Source organism: Streptomyces klenkii, from assembly GCF_003626645.1.
Taxonomy (GTDB): Bacteria; Actinomycetota; Actinomycetes; order Streptomycetales; family Streptomycetaceae; genus Streptomyces; species Streptomyces klenkii.
The window spans coordinates 1-19,836 of record NZ_RBAM01000006.1 but is presented as its reverse complement, the minus strand read 5'-3'; the positions used below and the strand labels follow the sequence as shown (position 1 = coordinate 19,836).

Below are 19,836 nucleotides of genomic sequence, written 5' to 3'. Positions count from 1 at the left end.
AGGAATGCCGGCCGCATGCGGAGAAATACCGGTTGGACGACCGCGCCGCGGTGCGGTTTCGCGCCGAACCACGGCGTGAGCTTGTCCACCAGGACGCGGTCGTCCTTCTGCAGGGTGTTCTCCATCGAACCGGAGGGGATGGAGAACACCTGTATCAGGAAGGTCTTGACCAGCAGGGACAGGACCAGCGCCACACCGGCGAGCATCAGCGTCTCGTGCCATCAAGGGCGCTTCTTGCGGGGGCCCCGGCTCGACGTGCGGATTCTCCTCGGCCATCGGCGTGTGGCGTCCCGGCCTTCGCGGTCCGTGGCCGCGGGCTCCTCCACGGTCCTCACGTTCGCCCTTCCTCTTCCGTCCCGGAGGTTCCGATGAGCCCTCACAAAACAGTCAGCGAACGGCAGTTCCCTCGGCGGCCGGGACGCCCACGGTGAGGCGTCCCGGCCGTCGTGCTTACCCGTCCTGTCCGAACAGGGTCCGGGCGAAGTACTGCGTGTCGAAGTACTCCCGCATGCTCACGATCTTTCCGTCGCGGACCGTGAAGTGCGCGCTGATCTCGTTCGCGTACGGGATGCCGTGCACGGTCGTCGAGCGGGTGACGCACTCGACCGACACCTGGTCGCCTTCGGCGAGGACGTGCGAGACCTCCACCGAGTAGCCGGCGTCCGGGTCGAACAGCTCCCCCATGGGGGCGAAGAACTTCTCGCCGATCTCGTCCAGGCCCCTGAACGTTCCGGCCAGCGGGTGGCTGCCGGGTATGCGGTAGACGGCGTCGTCGGCGATGAGCTCGGGTATCGCCTCCACGTCACGCGTGCGCAGGGCCTGAAGGTAGCGGGTGACGACGGTGCGTGCGTCGGGCCGGACGGTCATGCGCTGCCCACCAGCTGGGGCGTGAGGGCCCGCTGGAAGGGGGCGAAGAGCACGGACTGCGGCGCGCGGCGCAGGTAGGCGTCGCGGAGGCTGCACAGCACCGGGTTCTCCACCTGCTCGAAGCCGGCGAACTTGCGGGAGACCTCGACCATGAACCGGGTGCGTTCCCGGCGCATGTTCTCGTAGGCCCGCAGCGCCGCGACGGGGTCGCTGTGCGAGGCGAGGCACTGGGCCAGCACCACGGCGTCCTCGATGGACGTGCTCCCGCCCTGGCCGAGGCTGGGCAACATCGGGTGCGCCGCGTCGCCCAGCAGGGTCACCGGGCCCTCGCCCCACTGCTCCAGGAAGGGCCGGTCCAGCGCGGGCACGGCGACGATGTCTTCGACGGGCGTGGTGCGCACGGCGTGGCGGACCTCGTCGGCCCAGTTGTCGTAGGCGCGGATGACCTGGTCCTTGTCGCTGTTCCAGGAGCGGGCGGCGTGGGTGGGCATGTTGATGGTGCCCCACCAGTAGGCGCGGCCGTGGCCGACGTCGTGGATGCCGAACCGCTTGCCGACGCCCCAGTAGTGGGCGTTGAAGCCCTTGGTCATGCGCGGGTGGTCGTAGGGCGTCACGGCCAGCCAGCACAGGAAGCCGCCGTAGCGGGGCTTGCCGTCGCCCGTGCGCTGGCGGCGCACTACGGAGTTGATGCCGTCCGCGCCGATGAGGATGTCGCCGGTGGCCTCGCGGCCGTCCTCGAAGCGCACCCGCACGCCGTCGGAGGTGGTCTCGTAGCCGGTGGCCACGGCGCCCGTCTCGATGCGCTGGTCGCCGAGGCCCTCCAGCAGGGCCGCCTGGAGATCGGCCCGGCACATGGCCACGCTCGGCGCGCCGAGCTCTTCGCCCGCGGACTCGATGGGCAGCGACCGGAGGGTGCGCCCGTCGCCGGTCATGATCTCGGTGTGCAGGACGGTCTGCCCGCGCTCTTCCAGGCCGAGGTCGAGGCCCAGCACGCGCAGGGCGGAGACGGCGTTGCTCAGGACGGAGATGCCGAATCCGGCGGGCCGCAGCTCGCTCGCGCGCTCGTAGATCTCCACCTCGACGCCCACGCGCCTCAGGGCGACGGCGGTCGCAAGCCCGCCGATGCCGGCTCCGACGACGATCGCCCGTGTACGGGTGTGCAGGGACATGGTTCAGTGTCCTTTCGGGGTGGAACGGGTGGGGCCGGACGGTGCGGTGACCGTGTCGGTCAGCTCCGCGATGGCTCGGGCCACGTCCGCCACGTGCGGTTCTTCCATGATGGTGAGGTGGTCGCCCGGGACGGGCACGACGTGCACCGCGCCGGTGGTCACCTCGCGCCAGCCGTTGGCCGGGTCGGTGTAGCGGGTGCCGGCGGCGCCGTGCATCGAGCGCAGGACCTCGGGCAGGGGCTCGACGGCCCGCAGCAGGACGATGTCCTGGTCGGTGGGGGCCGGTCGGTGCTCCACGGTCGCGCGCCAGTTGGCGGCGTACACCCGGAACAGCCTGCGGACCAGGGCGTCGGCGCCGTCGGCGGGCAGGACGCCCTCACGGGCGGCCAGGTCGGCGATGAACGAGAACTTCTCGTCCAGCGTGGTGAGTTCGTCCGGGACGACGGCCATCGGGGACGAGCCGCCGCGGTGCAGCCAGAGCAGTTCCCAGAAGAACCAGCCGAGCAGCGCCTCGTCGGAGTAGGCGCCGCGCTGCGCGCCGGGGCCGACCGCGACCGTGTCCAACAGGACGACCTGCGAGATCTCCTCGCCGGCCGCCTGCAGTTGGCGGGCCATTTCGAAGGCGACGAAGCCGCCGAAGGACCAGCCGCCGACCCGGTACGGGCCCTGCGGCTGGACGCGGCGCATGGCCTCGATGTACGAGGCGGCGATCTCGGGCAGGGTCCGAAGCGGTTCGGTGCCGGGCTCGGCGCCGGCCGCCTGGAAGGCGTACAGCGGCTGGTCGTCGGGCAGGTGCCGGCTGAGCGGCAGGTAGCACAGGACGTTGCCGCCCATGGGGTGGGTCAGGAACAGCGGCTGCCGGTCGCCGCTGGTGCGGATCGGCACCAGCGGGTCGAAGGCCGCGGCCGCGTGGCCGGAGCGCAGCAGCTCGGCGAGCGCGGCCACCGTCGGCGCGGCGATGAACCGGGAGAGCGGGATCGCAATCTTGTACCGCTGCTCGATGAGCACGACGAGCCGCATCACGGTGATCGAGGTGGCGCCACACGCGAAGATGTCGTCGTGGATCCCGACGGGGCCGGTGCCCAGCAGGTCGGCGAGCATTTCCACGAGCGCCCGCTCGTGGGCGTCCCGGGGCGGGGTGCCGCCGCTGGAGCCCGTCCGGGACAGCGGCAGGGCGCGCAGGGCGCGGTCGTCCCGCTTTCCGGAGGGGGTCAGCGGCAGTGCGGGCAGCCACTCCCAGTGGGTGGGGACCATGAAGTCCGGCAGTGCGGAGCGGAGTTCGGTGCTCAGCAGGCGGGTGTCGGTGCGGTCGGCGTCGCCGACGAGGAAGGCGACGAGGGCGGTCTGCCCACCGGCGTCCTTCCGCGCCACGACGGCGGCCTCCCGGACGTGCGCCTCGGGGTGGCGTGCCGCCAGCTCGGTCAGGGCGAGTTCGGCCTCGGCGGGCTCGACGCGGTAGCCGCGGACCTTCACCTGGCTGTCCGCGCGGCCCGCGTAGTGCAGGGCGCCGTCGGGCAGGACCAGGGCGAGGTCGCCGGTCCGGTAGAGCCTGCGCTCTCCCGCGGGGGTGGCCATCTGCACGAACCGCTCGTCGGTCAGGGCCGGATCACCGAGGTAGCCGTCGGCGAGCACGGTGCCGCCCAGGTACAGCTCGCCCTTGACGCCGACCGGCACCGGGCGGCCCCGCTCGTCGAGGACGTGCACCTCGGTGCCCTCGACGGGGGTGCCTATCGGGACGAGCAGCGGGAAGGCGGCCGGGTCGCCGGTCATGGTGTGCCGGGTGACGACGTGCGACTCGGTGGGCCCGTACTGGTTCTCCAGGACAGCTCCCGGCAGCGCGGCCAGGAGCGCGCGGATCTCGTCGGTGACCCGCAGCTGCTCGCCGGAGGAGACGATGATCCGCAGCCGCCGGGGGACGAGGCCGAGCGCGGCGGACGCCTCGGCCAGCTGTTGCAGCGCGACGTACGGCAGGAAGACCCGCTCGACCTCCTCCCGGTCCAGCAGCCGCAGCAGCGCGGGCATGTCGCGCCGTTCGTCCTCGGTGACCAGGCGCAGGGTGCCGCCGGAGCAGAGCGTGGAGTAGATCTCCTGGAAGGAGACGTCGAAGCTCAGCGGCGCGTACTGGGCCGTCTTCCCGCCGGGTGCCGCGGAGGCGGCGAGGGTCTGCCAGCCGACGAGGCCGGCCAGTGAACGGTGCGGCATCGCCACGCCCTTGGGCCGGCCGGTGGAGCCGGAGGTGAACAGGACGTAGGCGCCGTCGGCCGGGTCGATCGCCGCCGGAAGTTCCCGGGCCGCGGTGCGGTTGTCCTCGGGGTCGGGCAGCGACTCGGCGGGCGGATCCAGCAGGGACTCGGCGGGCAGCAGGAGGCCGGGGTCCGGTACGAGCCCCGCGTCCGTCTCCCGGGCGATGATCCGGGCGGGGCGGGCCTCTTCCACCATGGCGGCGAGCCGCGCCGCCGGGTAGGAGGGGTCCAGGGGCACGCACGCGGCGCCGGCCTTGGCGATGCCGAGGACAGCGGCGATCGTCTCCCGGGAGCGGCCCGTGGCGAGACCGATCCGGTCCCCGGTGCGGGTACCGAGAACGAGCAGCCGCCGGGCCACCCGCTCGGACATCTCCCGCAGCTCGCGGTAGGTCCAGGCGCCGTCGTGGGCGGAGACGGCGACGGCGTCGGGCGTGCGGTCGGCCTGCCGGCCGAAGAGGCTCACGACGTCCTGCGTCGCTGCCGGGCCGGAGGCCGTGCCCTGCGGGGCCGCGAGGAGGGCTGTGTCCGGCTCCGCAAGGAAGGCGAAGTCCGGGGCCTCTTCGGGCCGGGTGGCGATCCGGTGCAGCACGGCGGTGAAGGTGCGGGCGAACAGCTCGGCCTGGGAGGGCGTGATGCCCTGGCCGCCGCCGTCGACGCGCAGCCCCATGCGGCCGTCGACCGGGTCGGTGAAGGCGTTGACGAGCAGCTGGAAGTCGGTCTCCTCCCACGTCGTGAAGGACTCCAGCCGCAGCCCGGGCAGGCTCAGCACCTGCGCCAGGACGTGGAAGTGCACGTAGTTGAACGCTGTGTGCAGGACGGTGCCGCCGTGGTCCTCCTGGATGGCGCTCAGCGGGTACCGCCGGTGGGCGTGGGCCTCGCGCTCCTGGCGGAACAGCTCCCGGACCACCTCCAGCCAGCTGCCGGGCGCACCCGTGCGGGCGTCGCCCACCCGGACGGGGAGCGTGTTGAGGAACAGCCCGGCCATGCGCTCGGCGTCCTCGCGCTCGGGGCGTCCGTGGGTGATGAGCCCGGTGGTGAACTCGTCGAGCCCGGAGAACAGGCGCAGGGTCAGGCAGTGCGCGGCCAGCAGGACGGACTTCACGGGCAGGGCGTGCTGCCGCGCCAGGTTCCGGACCTCCTGCGCGAGGTCGTCCGGGAAGACGGCGTGGTGCACCACGTGGCCGTCGCCGCGGGGCGTTTCGGCCGGCGCGAAGCCGTCCAGGCGCAGCACCTCGGCGCCCTCCAGCGTGTGCCGCCAGTGCTCCCGTGCCGCGGGGTCGGCCTGGGCCGCCCGCTCCTCGCGCACGTGGTGGGCGGGGCCGGGGGGCAGTGCGTCGGGGACGGGGCCGATGGCGGCCCCCAGGGCGTGCTGGTAGTCCTGGAGGAGTTCGCGCAGCAGGTTGGCGACGCTGCCGCCGTCGAGCAGGGCGTGGTGGAAGCTGAACACCAGCTCCACCGCCTCGTCGCGCACGTGGGCGCGGAAGAGGTAGAGGGGCGCCTGCTCGAAGTCGTAGCGGTGGTAGCGCCGTTCCTCCACGTGCGCGCCGATCGCCGCCTCGGCGGCCTCGGGCGTGCTGCCGCGCAGGTCGGCGACGTCCAGTCCGCCGGGTGCGCTCGGGTGCACGATCTGCAGCGGCTCGGAGAATCCGCCGAGGTCGAAGGAGGAGCGCAGGGCGGGGTGGCGGGCGGTGAGCCGGTCGAAGGCGTGCCGGAACCGCCCCTCGTCCCACGCCGTCGCCAGGCGGTAGCGGAAGACGTCGTGGTAGACGGCGGAGTGTTCCTCGCGACGGCTGTGGTAGACGAGCCCGATCTGCAGCCGGGACATGGGGAACGCGTCCTCGGCGTCCTGGAGCCGCGCGCGGTCCACGTCGGGGACCAGGGCGAAGGGCGGCAGCGCGGTGCCGTCGTCCTCCGGTGCCGGTGCGGACGTCCGCCCGGGGCCGGCGCGGTGGCCCTGACGCGTCACGTGCGCGGCGAGCCCGGCCACGGTCGGGTGGCGCATGAGCTCGTCCAGGGCGAAGCGCAGCCCCTGCCGCTCCGCCAGCGCGCGGACGCGCAGCATCAGCAGGGAGTCGCCGCCGAGGGCGTAGTAGTTGTCGTGCGCGCCGACCCGCTCGACGCCCAGGACCTCGGCCCAGACGGCGGCGAGCGCCCTCTCCTCGGGGGTGCGCGGGGCCGCGCCCGGCGTCTCGGCGTCCACGGCGCCCGGCGCCGGCAGGAGGCGCCGGTCCAGCTTCCCGTTCGGCGACAGGGGCAGCCGGTCCAGCCGGACGAACCGGGCCGGGATCATGGACTCCGGCAACTGGTCCGCCAGTTGCCCGCGCAGGTGGACGCCGTCGAGGTCCGTTGCGTCCTCGGTGACGTAGTAGCCGACGAGGTACGTGCCGCGCCCGTCGGAGGCGTGGTCGGTCACCGCGGCGTCGCGGACGCCCGGCACGCGGGCCAGCGCGTCCTGGACCTCGCCGAGCTCCACGCGGTTGCCGCGGACCTTCACCTGCCCGTCGATGCGCCCGAGGTACTCCAGGGTGCCGTCGGCGAGCCAGCGGGCGAGGTCGCCCGTGCGGTAGAGCCGGCCGCCGAGCACCCAGGGGTCGTCGGTGAACTTCTCCCGCGTCAGCTCGGGCCGGTTCAGATAGCCGCGGGCCACCTGGACGCCGGCGATGCACAGCTCGCCGGGCACGCCCACGGGCTGCGGGGCGCCGTCCGGACCGATGACGTACAGCTCGGTGTTGTCGATGGGCCGCCCGATGGGCACCCGCGTGACCGTCCGGCCCGGCCCGGCCGGGCACTCGTACACGGAGACGTCGACCGCGGCCTCGGTCGGCCCGTACAGGTTGACCAGTCGCGGCGCGCTGTCCCCGGCCGGCGCGAAGACCCGGTTGAACTGCTCGACGCGCCCCGGCGGCAGCGCCTCGCCGCTGCAGAACACGTAGCGCAGCGACCGGGCCTCGGACAGCCTCTCCGGGTCCTGCTCCAGCAGATCCAGGAAGGGCCCCAGCATGGACGGCACGAAGTGCAGCACGCTGACACCGCGCTCGGCGACGGTGCGGAGCATCAGCTCCGGGTCCTTCTCCCCGCCGGGCGGCAGCAGGGCGACGGCGGCGCCCTCGATCGCCCACCAGAACAGCTCCCACACCGATACGTCGAACGAGACGGGAGTCTTCTGCAGCAGGACGTCACCGGCCCCGATGGGGTAGGCGCGCTGCATCCAGGCCAGCCGGTTGACCACCGACCGGTGCTCGACCATGACGCCCTTGGGCTGTCCGGTCGAACCCGAGGTGTAGATGACGTAGGCCAGGTCGCGGGCGGTGGCGGAGGGGGCGGGCGTGGCGGGCTGTACGGGGGCGTCCGGGCCGTTCAGCAGCTCCTGCACCGGGCAGACGGGTACGTCCTGCGGTACGGGCAGGGTCGTCCCGCCGGTCAGCGGGGCGTCCGTCACGACGACCTTCGCGCCGCTGTCCGCGAGCACGAAGCCGATGCGCCGCGCCGGGTGGCCGGGGTCGACGGGCACGTACGCGCCGCCCGCCCTCTGGATGCCGAGGATCGCCGGCAGCAGGTGCGGGCCGCGCGCCATGAGCACGGCCACCCGGTCGCCCGGGCCCACGCCGCGGGCACGCAGCGCCGCGGCGATCCGGGCGGAGCGGGCGTCCAGTTCCGCGTAGGTCAGAGCGTTCTGCCCGTCCGGCGGGAAGACCGCCGGGCGCTCGGGCACCAGAGCCGCCCGCGTCTCGAACAGGGAGGGCAGCGTGGCGTCCTCGGCGAACGCCGCCTGCGGGCCCCTGGCGAAGCGCTGCAGCCGCTCCCGCTCCTGCTCGGCAGGCAGGGGCAGTTCGGCCGCCGGGCGCTCGGGCTTGTCCAGGCCGTGCTCGATCAGCGACATGAGGTGATCGGCGAGGGAGGTGACGGGCAGGTCCTCGTCGAACACATCGGTGGCGTAGGTGAGGATGACCCGCAGGTCGGACGTGCCGCGCGTGCTGACCGTGTAGACGGCCAGCGCCTCCTGGTCGTGCGGCGGCGCGAAGTGCAGCGGCCCGCTGCGCTCGATGCCCTCGGCCAGCGGCTTGAGGGGCTTCAGCGACATGAAGGACAGCGTGACGTCGTAGAGCCTGCGCTCGCCGCCGGTGCCCGCCGAGAGCTCCCGCAGCACCTCCCCGTAGGGCAGGCGCTGGTGTTCCTGGAGCCGGGTGAGGGAGTTCTGCACCTGCGCCGCCACGTCCGCCAGCGGCCGGCCGTCGGGGACCTCGATGCGCAGCGGCAGGGTGTTGGCGTACTGCGCCACCGTCGTCAGCTCGGCGCGCGTACGGCGGTTGAGCAGCGGCATGCCGAGCACGGCGTCGGAGGTGCGGTGGACGCGCGCCAGCCAGGTGCCCAGTGCGGCCGCGAGGAACGCGAACGGCGAGCCGCCGCTCTCCTTGATGTGCTCCACGACGTCGCCGGGCAGGGTGAAGGTGTGGCGGCCGAAGTCGGGCACCGCCTGCGGATCGTGGCGGCGGGCGAAGAAACTCGGCTCCATCTGCGCCAGTTCGGCGCGGTGGAAGCCCCGGTCCGCCTCGTGCTGCGACGAGGCGAAGTAGTCGTCGCGGCCGGTGACGGCATCCAGCGCCGACGGCGCCGCGTCGCGGCCGTTCGCGGCGGCGCGGTTCGTGGCGGACGCTCCGCGCGCCCGGCGCGCGTACTCCTCGGTCGCCTCGCCGTGCACGAGGTCCATGGACCGCCCGTCGGCGACCAGGTGGTGCGTCTGGATCAGCAGGTGGACGGCCGTGTCGCTCTCGCGCAGCAGCGCGACCCGGAACAGCGGCCCGTCGCCCAGCTCGATCGGCGTCCGCAGGACCTTTTCGCGCCAGGCCAGGCAGGCGGCCTGGGGATCCGGGGCGGACGAGAAGTCGATGACGTCGACGGCCGGGCGTCCGTCCGCCACCAGGACGTCGGCGAGCCACTGCCGCGGAACGCCGTCATCCTCGCCGAAGCGCAGCCGGAACGCGTCGTGCCGCTCCATGGTCCGGATCAGGCAGTCACGGAGCAGAGGAACGTCCACGGGACCCGTGAATTCCTCGGCGATCGTGGCGTTGAACTGTGGACTCTTCGGCGCGCGCATGGCGGCCAGCCAGATGTCACGTTGGTACGGCGACAGCGGAACGCTTCGCTCCGAGGGCAGCCGAGAACTCCCGGTGTTGATGAGCTTTTCCCTTTCAAGCCGTGCTGTGGGCAGCTGAAGGCAGCTGCGGGCAGCCGGACACGCGCCCGGAAGCGGGCGTGGCGTGTCGGCGGGTGGCGGGGCGGCGGGTGGCGGGTGGTGGGTTGTGAGGCCTGGCGTTGTCACGCGGCGCGTCGAACGTACCCTTAAAAAACCCGCAGTTATCCGGCCATGATGCCCATCGACGCGAGGTCGCCGGCCTGAACGGCCCCGATGTTGGCGGTGGCGTCGAGCCACATCGCCTGACCTCTGCGTTGTCTCACGATGTCCTTCACAGGATTCCCCCTTGATCCAGCTGTCCGGACGGACCTGACCATCGTCTCCATGGCGTGATCTATTCGAAAACTGGGGAATCAGCCACTCCGCTGGCTGGTGTCTGGAAACAGCCGTGACGAACGCGACGTTCCGCTGTAAAGGGATCTGCGATCCGGGGGAGCCGACCTCGGCGCACGGAACCTCGCCTTGGTGAGCCGACGCGGCGAGAACGCGCCGGAGGCGGCCAGGACTACCACGCTCCTGGCAAAACGCGGCGCACATGTCAGCGTGCACGCTGCGGACATCACCGACATCGACGCCGTCCGCGCCGTTCTGGAGGACCTGGAGGCGACGGGCCGCCCGCTGCGCGGGATCGTGCACACGGCGATGCACCTCGATGACGCGTTCCTCAACGAGCAGACCCCCGAACGGCTCCGCGCCGCGCTCGCGCCCAAGGTGGCGGGCGCCCGCATCCTGGAGGCTGTGGCGAGGGAACGCGGCGCCGAACGGGACTTGTTCCTGCTGCACCCGCCTGCCGGACCTCGCCCCCGCCGGGACCGGCGACGGGCTGAGCCGAGAGGAACTGCTGGACCAGCTCGCCACGATGGACGCGGACGACGCACTGGAATACATCAGGACCACCCTCGCCGACCTGCTGGCCGAGGTACTGCACATGGATGCCGGGCAACTGGACCACCACCTCAGGCTCGACCACTACGGCATGGACTCGCTCATGGCCGCCCAGGTCCTGGTCACCGTCCACCAGCGGTACGGCATCGACATCCCGCCCATGGAACTGCTGTGCAGCAACGGCACCATCGACGACCTGGCACGCATCCTGTACGTGCGCCTCGGACTGGCCGGACAATCCAGTTCCGCCGCCCCGGCAGGCGTACCGGCACAGGCCAGCGAGGAGAAAGAGCCGGAGACCGCCAGTGCCCGCCCCGTCGCCTGACCGACGACACGCCTGAGTCGCCAGGACAGGCAAGCGGGAACCTCCACGGGCCCCGAATACCGTGCCCGCCCGGCTGTTCCGGCACCACGATTCACCCAATTCAGGCGGAGCGGTTGCTCCCTGTGCCGGACGCAGTCCGCGCCGTCGAGAACGGGACGATCTGCGAACCCGCTGGCGCCTTCGGCATCGTCCTTGCCGCACGCGCCCTTGCTCCCTAAACGTGCCGACCTGGGGTTCGGCACTCGGAACCTCGCCGGCGTCGAGACTGTGCGCCGGGCCGTCCTCCACTTCGCCATAGGGCCCGCGGTCACCGCGAATAGTGCGCCCTTGAGCGGTGGTTCTGCCACCGCAAGGCGGGATAGTCAGCCCGCGAGTCATGGAAGTCCGCCTCGGGCAGACGGGAAATGGGATTGCCTGCAAGGACGAGAACGGGCAGCCGGTGGTCTTCATCACCGAGGACAAGGAGACCGAGCAGCACGGACACCTCCCGCCCGAAGCCGCTGTCCGGCTCGCCTGGCAGGAACCCGTCGACGCTCCGAACCCGTCCAACGGGGCCTCTCGGCTGTTCATGAGTCAGGTGAGCGTCTACCAAGCCGAACTGGGGCTGCCGTCCGGCATCGGACCCAATGCAGGCTGACGTGTCAGATCGACCCCCTCGTGTTCAAGGCGCTCGTCGACGCCTTGCTCGCGTGGCACCGGAGAACGAGTCACGCGGTCATGGCTGCCCTGTCCGAGGGGTTCGTTGTTACGGTGCTGGTCCTGGCGGAGCGAGCAGGCATCCAGGTGGAATGGCAACCAGCAGGCTTCGCCGAGGTCGGCCGCCTTTACTCCCAGGGCTTCCCACCCGACTGACCCTCATGAACCGGACGCCATCCGACTATGCCGAAGCCCTGGCCTTCAGGTGGCGGTGTGCGGCAAGCACGAAGTCTCCCGGCGACCGACGATCTTCGCCGAAGTCATCCGTGCGCGACCAGTACGGGTATCGCGGACATCACGCACACCAGAGTCGTGACCTGCAACTTCACAATGCACAGCGCTCGATGACCCGAACGACAGTCCCTGGGCTATTTGCCATTCAAGTGTGTGGTCAGGCGTGATAGCAGAGGCAGCGCCGCCTCAAGCGTCTTTCGTTCATTGGAACTGAGGACATCGTTGATCGCGGTGCCGAGCCAGTCGGCACGCCTTCGGCGCTCCTCGGCCAGACGGCCACTTCCCATCGGCGTGAGGTGGAGCAACAGCTTGCGCCCGTCGCTGGGGTGTGCCTCGGCATGTACAAGGCCCTGAGCCAGGAGTTCTTTGACCGCCTTGGCAGCCGACTGGTGACTGACTCCCCGCTGTTGTGCGATATCGGCGGTGGTCAGCGGGCCGCTGCGGTCCAGGTAGCCCAGGACGGCGGCCTCGCCGGGCGGCATCTTGTCGGCAGTGCGCACAGTGCGTACGAGCCGTCCGATGGTCAGGCGAAGTTCTTCAGCCAGCTGATTTTCGTCCATGATGCCAGCTTACCCACACCCATCAACCAAACTGTACACCTTGGCTCCATTGTTCGCTTTGGCGCTGCAGGGGCGCCCGCCGCCCCTCGCCGTAGCGAGGGGCGGGGGCGTCGGAGTCAAGACGCAGCCGACGCTCACGGCGCGATATCTACAACCGTACTGTACAGTTCGGTTGTAGATATTCGGTCGGCTCGGAAAGGACCCGCTGTGAAGCTCACCAAGCACGCCCATGCCTGCGTCACGCTCGAGAAGGACGGCACCCGCCTGGTCATCGACCCCGGCACCTTCACCCCGGACGCGGCAGAGGCCGTCACCCAGGCTCACGCCGTCCTGATCACCCACGACCACTTCGACCACTTCGACGAAAAGCTCGTCGCCGCCGCTCTCGAAGTCCAGCCCGGGCTGCAGGTCTACGGCACAGCCACGGTCGCAGCCGCCCTCGGCAGCCACGATGGCCGCGTCCACGCCGTCGCCGCGGGCGACACCTTCAGCGTCGGTTCCCTCACCGCCACCGTCCACGGCCACCGCCACGCGCTGATCCACGCCGACATCCCGTGCCCCGACAACGTCGGCTACCTCCTCGACGAAGGAGCCGTCTACCACCCCGGCGACGCCTACTTCGCGCCCGACGCTCCCGTACGCACCCTCCTGCTGCCGACCAGCGGCCCATGGACAAAGCTCGGCGAAGCCGCTGACTACGTCCGCACCGTCAAGCCCGAGCGCATCATCCAGATCCACGAACTCATGCTCAGCGACCTCGGCCAGCACTCCACCGCCAATCTCCTCGGCGAGAAGGGGCTGACCGGCACCCCGATCGACCGCCTCGAGCCCGGCACCACCGTCCAGCTGTAACAGCTCGTTCCCAACGGATGCGGGGCCGGCGGAAGCCGTGGGGTCAGGCGATTGTCCGTTCCACAACCCACCGCTGGACGCCGAGGCCGAAGCCGTGCGGGATGCCGCGGCGGGCGATCGCAGGTTTGACGCCGGTCGCCCGGACCAGGCGGCGGTATTTGTCGTGGCCGCGGTCGGCCAGGAGCGTGTCCGGCCGGTTGCGGGGACGTCCAACCAGGCCGCAGCCGCCGGGATCTTCCGCAGCAGCGGCATCAGCTGGGTGACGTCATCGCGGTTCCCTCCGGTCAGCGAGCCTCCGGTTCGCCATCGTCGACGGTCGGCATTGCGCGTCGGCCCTCTACCTCGAACTCTCCCTGCTCGCCTACACGGCACGCGCACTCGACGAGCAGATCAACCAGTTTCGTCGAGCCTGGGATGGCGCAAGGCTCCGGCACGACCTCCGCCTGGCCCGCAGGCAGTTGCAGAGGCTCCTTGAGCGCGCGCTGGCCCCGGTCCGAGCAGTTGTCCGGCGGGCGATGCTGCTACGAGTGCGGCGGACCATCGCCCACCTGCCATGGCCGCCGAAGCACAGTCTCGTCGACCCGCACCCCGGCAGAGACCTCACCGTGCGGAGTGACCCGCCTTGCCGCTTCGCAGATGCCGCGGGCTCCCCAGTGCTGCACTCCAACACCGAGCGCAGCCGGAACATCAACACGGCAGGCAGCCGCATAGCCCTTTGGCGAGGCTGCCTCGCCGGCTCGAACTGGGAATTCTTCGTGTGGATCTCTGATCTCATCGAGCGGTTGGGCGACGCCCCGCAGGTCATCGTCGGCCTGATCGGCGTCTTCTTCGCGGCGCCAGGCGCCCGGCCGGCAGCCGCTTGGTGGCTGGACCGGGCGCGCGGTAGCAAGGCGTTCCTTATCAGACCAGGTCGGAGCGGTCAGTAGGTGCCGCCGCGATACCAGGGGCCTTGATCATTCGCCGCTCGGTGCGGCGGACCGCCCATGCTCCCAAAGCTCCTCGGCATGCTCCGCGAAGCGGTCGAAGAGGCCGCCGTCCCCGGCAGGTCCCGCATGCCGCGCAGCGGTGAGCGGTAGATCGGGACCCACACCACGGCCAGCCCCAGCGCGCCGGCCCAGAGTGCGGCGCGGAGGGAGGCGACCGTGGCCAGCAGGCCGGCCAGGGCGGCGCCGAGGGTGAGCGCGCCGGTGAGCAGGAAGCGCATGGTGGCGTTCATGCGGCCGAGCAGGTGGTCCGGGGTGGTGTGCTGACGGAAGCTCACCTTGATGACGTTGTCGATGCCTACCTTGAGCGTGGTCAGCAGCCAGGCCCCGGCGGCGCACCAGAGCAGTGGGCCCCGGTCGGCCAGTGCGACCAGGACGCCGAGTGGCGCGACCGCCAGGCCCATCAGCCAGAGTACTCGCCCCGCGCCGAGCCGGCGGGCCAGCGGGCGGGCGAGCAGCGAGCCGAGGAAGACGCCGACCCCGCCGAGCGCGAAGAAGAGGCCGAGCATGTAGTCCGGCAGGTGCAGGGAGCGGGTGAAGAGCACCGGGAGCACGGTCTGGCAGAGCTGGATGGACAGGTTGGTGCAGGCGCCGGCCAGCGCGATGGGGCGCAGCAGCGGGTCGCCCAGTACGAAGCGCAGCCCGTCCCGTATCTCACCCGCCAGCCCTCGCCCGGTACCGCCGGCCGGTCCGGGGGAGGCCGCCGGCTCCGGACGGCGGATCCGTAGCAGCAGCGCGGCCGAGCCCAGGTAGCTGACCGCGTCCAGCAGCACGGCCATGGGCGCCGACACCAGTGCCACGAGGAAGCCGCCCGCCCCGCGCCCGCCGACCTGGGTGACCGCATCCATCGTGACCATGTGCCCGTTGGCGCGGGTGAGGTCGGCCCGGCCCACCACCGCCGGCAGGTTGCTCAGCGCGGCCACATCGAAGAAGACGGTCGCCGCCCCCGACAGCAGCACCACCAGGGCGAGTTGGGTGAAGGTCAGGCAGCCGAGCAGCCAGGCCGCCGGGACCGAGCCGAAGAGCACGGCCCGGACCAGGTCGGCGGCTATCATCACCGGGCGCTTCGGCAGCCGGTCCACCCAGGCGCCGGCCGGCAGCCCGATCAGCAGGAAGGCGACCGTGCTCAGCATCGCCAGCAGACCCACCTGGCCGGCCGAGCAGTGCAGCGCGAGCACCGCGACCAGGGGCAGGGCGAGGGAGCTGACAGCGGTGCCCAGCTTGCTGACAGCGGCGGCGGCCAGGAGCAGCCGGAATTCCGCATCGGGCGAGGTGGAGGGGGCGGGCGGGCCGGCCCGCAAGTCGGTGATCATGGTGCACAAGCCTGGCCGCGGCCGGGAACCCCCGGCCATGAATTTAGGCTGAGCTGAATCGACGGGCCGCCGCCCACAACCCGCCAAGGAGGCCCGCCCCGTGCTGGAGCTGGAGTTCACCGCCCGCGACCTGGCTCACACCCGGTTCGCCGTCTCCCCGCTCTGGGAAGTGGTGGCGAGCGTCCGAGTGCTGCGGCGGCCGGACGAGCATCCGCTGCACCGGCCGTGGCTGACGGCGGTCCGCCCCCGGCTGGCCGCCGCCCGGCTGGACTGGCGGCTGCTCGCCGACCTGGTGCCGGAGGGGCCGTTGGCGATCCCGGTCTTCGTGGCGCCGCCGCCGACCTCCTCGGTGCCGGATCTCGGGGTGGAGCTGGCGGCGCTGCGGGCCACCCCGCCCGAGCAGGTCCGGGCCGAGCTGGACGGGCCGCGGGCGCCGCGCACCGAGCGGGTCGAGGCGCTGCGCCAGGACCCGGAGGCCGAACTGGCGCGGCTGGCCGACACCGTAGCGGCGTACTGGGAGCTCGCGCTGGCACCGTACTGGCCGCGGCTGCGCGCCCTGCTGGAGGGGGACGTGCTGCACCGGGCCCGGCTGCTCGCCCAGGGCGGCATCCAGCACGTCTTCACCGACCTGGATCCACGGGTGAGCTGGACCGGCGAGCGGCTCTCGGTCGAGCACCGCTACGGGGGTGGTGGGCGCCGGCTTGGCGGGCGGGGACTGCTGCTGATCCCCTCGGCGTTCGTCTGGCCGCGGCTGTTCTCGGTGACCGTCCCCGGCCGCCAGCCGACCCTGCGCTACCCGCCGCGCGGGGTGGCCGCCCTCTGGGAGCGGCGCGAACGCGAGCCCGCGCAGGCGCTGGCGGCGGTGCTGGGGCGCTCCCGGGCCCGGCTGCTGACCGAGCTGGACGCCCCGGCGGCCACTGCGGAACTGGCCCGCCGGACCGGGATCACGGCGGGCGGCGTCTCCCAGCACCTCGGCGCGCTGCGCGCCGCGGGACTGGTCGCCGCCGCCCGGGCCGGCCGCCAGGTGCTGTACCGGCGCACCGAGGCGGCCGAAGTCCTGCTCGCCGCGGCCGACCGCGACCCGAGCTGACCCGGCCCGGCTCGGCGGTTGCCCTGCTGATCGGCCTTCTCCGGGATGACCGCGGTGATCCTGCGTCGGCGCAGGTAAGCCCGGTTGGCTTTGGACGGATAGGCATTGTCCGCCGCGACTGCGTCAGGGCGAGTGCGCGGCCGGCCGGCCCGGGGACCCGGATCTTGTCCAGGACCGGGATGAACTGACGGCAGTCAGCAGCCTGACCGGGGGCAGCACGAACGCCAGCGGCAGCCCGCGTGCGTCGACCGCGGCATGGACTTTGCTGCTCAGCCCGCCTCGGGACCGGCCGAGCCCGGCTGCCGCAGCGCAGGCTTTGCGGCGTCGCCGTGCGGCGGCATGATCCGCACCCGGCGACCGGTCCTGGCCGTCCGCACCGGGTGTGGCCTGCGCCGTACCACTCGCAGTACCGGCGGCTGATCGTCCAGCAGAGCCCCCTTTTCCTCGGTCAGGGCCTGCTCCAAAGCGTCCAACGTCTCCCCGGCGATCGCCGGACCGGCTGACTCGTGATGAGCCCGGACAATTGTGGAATCCACAGTGACCAGCTCAAGCCCGACCTGCCCACGGGACGCGGCCTCGGCGATCAGCGCGTCCATCAGGCCCTGGAACACCCCGGCCTTGGACCAGGCATTGAGCCGGTCATAGAGTGTCGACCAGAATCCGTATCGTTCCGGCACGTCACGCCAGCCGGAGCCGGTGCGGAACCGCCACAGGATCCCGTTGAACTGCTCCCGCATCCGCTGCGGCAACGGCCCGGTAGTAGCTACCGGCAGTTGAGGCTCGATCAACGCCCACTTGGCATCCGTCACATCAAACGCGCCACGTCCGAGTTCTACCAGCCGCCGCCAGCCCACCACCGCTGGGCCGGGTCAGCCGCCGGGTCATCAGGTGACCGTCCAGTTGGTGTGGGCTTCGCTGATGGAGTGGGCGGGGGGACGTCATTCTGGCCATGGAGCACGGCAACCTCGCCGTCCTGCTCCATCTCGTGGACGACCGGACCGCCCTCAAGCCGGCGCTGCACCTCGGCGATCAGGACGTGCCCGGCCCCTGGGGGCAGTTGGAGAACGTCTTACCACCCTGCGCTGAACTCAGCGAGGCGGGTGCCCGGCCGCCGCCTTCGCAGGGGGATCCCCTAGGGAAGGCCGGGCGCGCCGCGAAGCGGGGCCGTTGTCGAGCAGTGTGGTGAAGTGCGGCAGTGCCTTCTTGGGCCGGCCCAAGTGGAGCCAGGCGGTCCCGGAGGACACGGCCGCCATTCCTCGTCGACATTGACGCTCAGCAGGTCGGCCGCGGGGTCTGCGTCGGCCGCCTTGGCGGCCAGCGTGCTGGTGGCTCGATCCAGCGCCCGGGTGCTGGCGGTGAGGTCCCCGAGACGGGCGAGGGCTTGCGCCTCTCTGGTGTGCAGGGTGACCGCGAGGCCGGCCGGGAGGCGCGGGACGATCGCCTGTATGGCATGGACGAGGGACAGCATGTCCTTGGGGTCGCCGGCTACGAGATGGCGGAATGCCAGGGCGGTCATGCAGGAGGCGACGTGACGCCGCGAGCCCGCGGCGGTGGCGGCGCGGATCCCGGCCAGGGCGTACCGTTCGGCCCTGGCTTCCTCTCCCAGGCAGCCACTGAGCCATTCGCACAGCGCGGCGGTGCGTGTGGCAAGGAGGAGGAGCCGGGCCCCGGTCTTCGCGTCGTAGCCGTGGCCGGTCAGGAGCCCGGTGAGCAGGCAGTGTTCCGCGCGGGCGGCGACGTACAGGGCCATCGGGGTGACCGGGGTCGCTATCTCCTGGAGTTCGAGTGCTTCGATACGGGCCTCGATCCCGGCCAGGATGCCGGGCGCCGCAGAAACCGAGATACCGCGTAGCGGCAAACGATCGAATGACGACAGGCGCGGCGGGCGTCCGATGAACCCGGACTTTCCGGGCCCGAGGGCGGCTCAGATCCCATCAGAACCGATGGCGGCTGAGGCCTGGCAAGCCTGGGTGATGTCCGCGCAGCCTCCGGGTCCGCTCTCGCCGCAGAACAGCAGGCGGCCGGACAGCGGACCCGGATTTCGGTGGCGTCGATGATCGCCGTCTGGCCGGTGGCCCCGATGCGGGCGATCACGTCGGCCAGAGTACGCGGACGGACGCCGCCCTCGACGGTGCAGCCCCGCTCGGCGAGCAGCGGCCGCACCTCGCCGATGGCCCGGGTGATGGTGGAGCGGTCGACGCCGAACCAGCAGGCCAGCACGTCGTGGGTGACACCGTGCCGCACGTGCGCGAGGGTGGCCGGCAGACGGTCGACGAAGACCAACCTGTCCCGGGCTCCGGCACCGATGGCCCGCCGGCGCGGCCGGTCGGACAGTCTCGCCTCGTGACGGGCCTGCCGGTCCGGGCCAACTTCCGTAACCAGAGCGGCGATCACCTCATGCGAGAGCCCCGTGATCCGCCGGTCCGCCGGATGAGCAATGGGCACTGGTGGAGCCATTGCTCCCGCCGGCGCGGGTGGGGCCGAAGGGCGGGCGGCGGGAGAAGCATCTGCGGCGGCGGATCGTCGATGCGATCTTCTACGTGGTGCGCACCGGGTGCGCCTGGCGACAGTTGCCGAAGGACTTCGCGCCCTGGCCGGCGGTGTACTGGTACTTCACGTGGTGGCACGACGACGGCACCGTCGAGCGCATCCATGACGCCCTGCGCGGCAAGGTCCGTGAAGCCGACGACCGTAACCCCGAGCCGAGCGCGGGCCTGATCGACTCGCAGTCCGTCCGCACCGCCGAAACCGTCCCGGCAGCCACCAGGGGCTTCGGCGCGGGCAAGAAAGTGAAGGGCCGCAAGCGGTTCATCGTCACCGACCCCCTCGGCCGGCTCCTGGCCGTCCACGTCGTTGCGGCGAGCGTGCAGGACCGCGGCGGAGCGAAGCAGCCGTTGCTGTGGACCAGGCTGGACCACCCCGGAGTCCGGAAGGTCTGGGCCGGCCAGGGCTTCGCCGGCCGCCTGGTCGAGTGGACCAGTGAGATCCTCGGCCGCGACCTGGAGATCGTCCGCAAGGACCCCGGCCGGCGCGGCTTCCAGGTCCAGCCCAGGCGGTGGGCGGTGGAGCGCACCTTCTCGTGGCTCACCGCCCACCGGTGCCTCGCCCGGGACTGCGAATCCAGTCCGGCCCGCTCGGAGACGATGATCCGGTGGGCCATGATCGGCATCATGGTCCGCCGGCTTACCTGGGGCCGTGCTGCGACGCGCCCCGGCCCGCGACCGCTCGTGCGGCAATCCTCGTAGACAGCCCGCCGGCCCCTCACCTCACCGACGGCAACTGCTGTCGGCGGGCTACAGAGCCAAGAACCCCTCGGCCTCGCGCTTCAGGGCAGGCGGCACGTCGGCCAACTCCAAGACGATCAGGCGGACCTCCCGCCCGAGCTCGGGGAACTCGCTCCAGACCTCCGCACTCCTGGTGAGCAC

At 71.8% G+C, this 19,836-nt stretch carries 13 protein-coding genes and 6 pseudogenes; 8 read left to right on the top strand and 11 right to left on the bottom strand.

Going from position 1 to position 19,836, the window contains the following annotated elements; genetic code table 11:
* Positions 1–35: 35 nt before the first annotated feature.
* The 4 genes and pseudogenes from D7231_RS37540 to D7231_RS15655 all read right to left on the bottom strand — a co-directional run.
* Positions 36–203: pseudogene (locus D7231_RS37540) on the bottom strand (S26 family signal peptidase); the annotation flags it as partial.
* Positions 204–450: 247 nt separating this feature from the next.
* Positions 451–867 (bottom strand): nuclear transport factor 2 family protein, encoded by a 417-nt coding sequence (locus D7231_RS15665; protein ID WP_120756071.1) that lies wholly within the window; start codon positions 865–867, stop codon positions 451–453.
* Entirely contained in the window at positions 864–2,036 is a 1,173-nt protein-coding gene (locus D7231_RS15660; protein ID WP_120756070.1) for an FAD-dependent monooxygenase, read from the bottom strand. Before D7231_RS15660 ends, D7231_RS15665 begins: the two co-directional genes overlap by 4 nt.
* A 3-nt stretch (positions 2,037–2,039) precedes the next feature.
* Complete coding sequence (locus D7231_RS15655) at positions 2,040–9,434, bottom strand: amino acid adenylation domain-containing protein (protein ID WP_120756388.1); 7,395 nt, start codon at positions 9,432–9,434, stop codon at positions 2,040–2,042.
* A 459-nt stretch (positions 9,435–9,893) separates the two neighbouring features.
* Between D7231_RS15655 and D7231_RS38500 the strand changes: the two are divergent.
* The 4 genes and pseudogenes from D7231_RS38500 to D7231_RS37040 all read left to right on the top strand — a co-directional run.
* Positions 9,894–10,238 (top strand): annotated as a pseudogene (locus D7231_RS38500) (KR domain-containing protein); the annotation flags it as partial.
* Between the two features lie 94 nt (positions 10,239–10,332).
* Complete coding sequence (locus tag D7231_RS15645; protein ID WP_120756069.1) at positions 10,333–10,683, top strand: acyl carrier protein; 351 nt, start codon at positions 10,333–10,335, stop codon at positions 10,681–10,683.
* A 376-nt stretch (positions 10,684–11,059) separates the two neighbouring features.
* Complete coding sequence (locus D7231_RS38495) at positions 11,060–11,320, top strand: DUF6086 family protein (protein WP_199739376.1); 261 nt, start codon at positions 11,060–11,062, stop codon at positions 11,318–11,320.
* 20 nt (positions 11,321–11,340) lie between these two features.
* On the top strand, positions 11,341–11,535 hold the full coding sequence (locus D7231_RS37040; protein ID WP_199739375.1) for a DUF6086 family protein: 195 nt from the start codon (positions 11,341–11,343) through the stop codon (positions 11,533–11,535).
* Positions 11,536–11,747: 212 nt separating this feature from the next.
* On the opposite strand, the gene D7231_RS15635 is transcribed toward D7231_RS37040, so the two are convergent.
* On the bottom strand, positions 11,748–12,173 hold the full coding sequence (locus D7231_RS15635; RefSeq protein WP_120756068.1) for a MarR family winged helix-turn-helix transcriptional regulator: 426 nt from the start codon (positions 12,171–12,173) through the stop codon (positions 11,748–11,750).
* Positions 12,174–12,380: 207 nt separating this feature from the next.
* Between D7231_RS15635 and D7231_RS15630 the strand changes: the two genes are divergently transcribed.
* Positions 12,381–13,025 carry an MBL fold metallo-hydrolase gene (locus D7231_RS15630; protein ID WP_120756067.1) on the top strand — a complete coding sequence of 215 codons (645 nt, stop codon included), beginning with the start codon at positions 12,381–12,383 and terminating at the stop codon, positions 13,023–13,025.
* Positions 13,026–13,071: 46 nt separating this feature from the next.
* On the opposite strand, the pseudogene D7231_RS37535 reads toward D7231_RS15630, so the two are convergent.
* Positions 13,072–13,316 (bottom strand): annotated as a pseudogene (locus D7231_RS37535) (IS5/IS1182 family transposase); the annotation flags it as partial.
* Between the two features lie 236 nt (positions 13,317–13,552).
* Between D7231_RS37535 and D7231_RS36180 the strand changes: the two are divergent.
* The gene (locus tag D7231_RS36180) at positions 13,553–13,951 is read left to right on the top strand and encodes a hypothetical protein (protein ID WP_147449735.1); all 399 of its coding nucleotides are present in this window, start codon (positions 13,553–13,555) and stop codon (positions 13,949–13,951) included.
* On the opposite strand, the gene D7231_RS15625 is transcribed toward D7231_RS36180, so the two are convergent.
* Positions 13,945–15,321: an MFS transporter gene (locus D7231_RS15625; RefSeq protein WP_120756066.1), complete on the bottom strand. Its 1,377-nt coding sequence runs from the start codon at positions 15,319–15,321 to the stop codon at positions 13,945–13,947. The two genes, D7231_RS36180 and D7231_RS15625, sit on opposite strands and share 7 nt — an antisense overlap.
* A gap of 100 nt (positions 15,322–15,421) precedes the next feature.
* Here D7231_RS15625 and D7231_RS15620 point away from each other — a divergent pair, with 100 nt between their 5' ends.
* On the top strand, positions 15,422–16,411 hold the full coding sequence (locus D7231_RS15620; RefSeq protein WP_120756065.1) for a DUF5937 family protein: 990 nt from the start codon (positions 15,422–15,424) through the stop codon (positions 16,409–16,411).
* Positions 16,412–16,627: 216 nt separating this feature from the next.
* Here D7231_RS15620 and D7231_RS38490 read toward each other — a convergent pair.
* From D7231_RS38490 to D7231_RS15595, 4 genes and pseudogenes are all read right to left on the bottom strand, one after another.
* Positions 16,628–16,753: pseudogene (locus D7231_RS38490) on the bottom strand (IS5/IS1182 family transposase); the annotation flags it as partial.
* Positions 16,754–17,019: 266 nt separating this feature from the next.
* Positions 17,020–17,220: pseudogene (locus D7231_RS38485) on the bottom strand (transposase); the annotation flags it as partial.
* Positions 17,221–17,543: 323 nt separating this feature from the next.
* The gene (locus D7231_RS15600; protein ID WP_147449734.1) at positions 17,544–18,269 is read right to left on the bottom strand and encodes a hypothetical protein; all 726 of its coding nucleotides are present in this window, start codon (positions 18,267–18,269) and stop codon (positions 17,544–17,546) included.
* Positions 18,179–18,868, bottom strand: coding sequence for a helix-turn-helix domain-containing protein (locus D7231_RS15595; RefSeq protein WP_241999738.1), 690 nt, complete (start codon positions 18,866–18,868; stop codon positions 18,179–18,181). Before D7231_RS15595 ends, D7231_RS15600 begins: the two co-directional genes overlap by 91 nt.
* Between D7231_RS15595 and D7231_RS15590 the strand changes: the two are divergent.
* Positions 18,853–19,656 (top strand): annotated as a pseudogene (locus D7231_RS15590) (IS5 family transposase); the annotation flags it as partial. The gene D7231_RS15595 and the pseudogene D7231_RS15590 sit on opposite strands and share 16 nt — an antisense overlap.
* Positions 19,657–19,836: the final 180 nt, after the last annotated feature.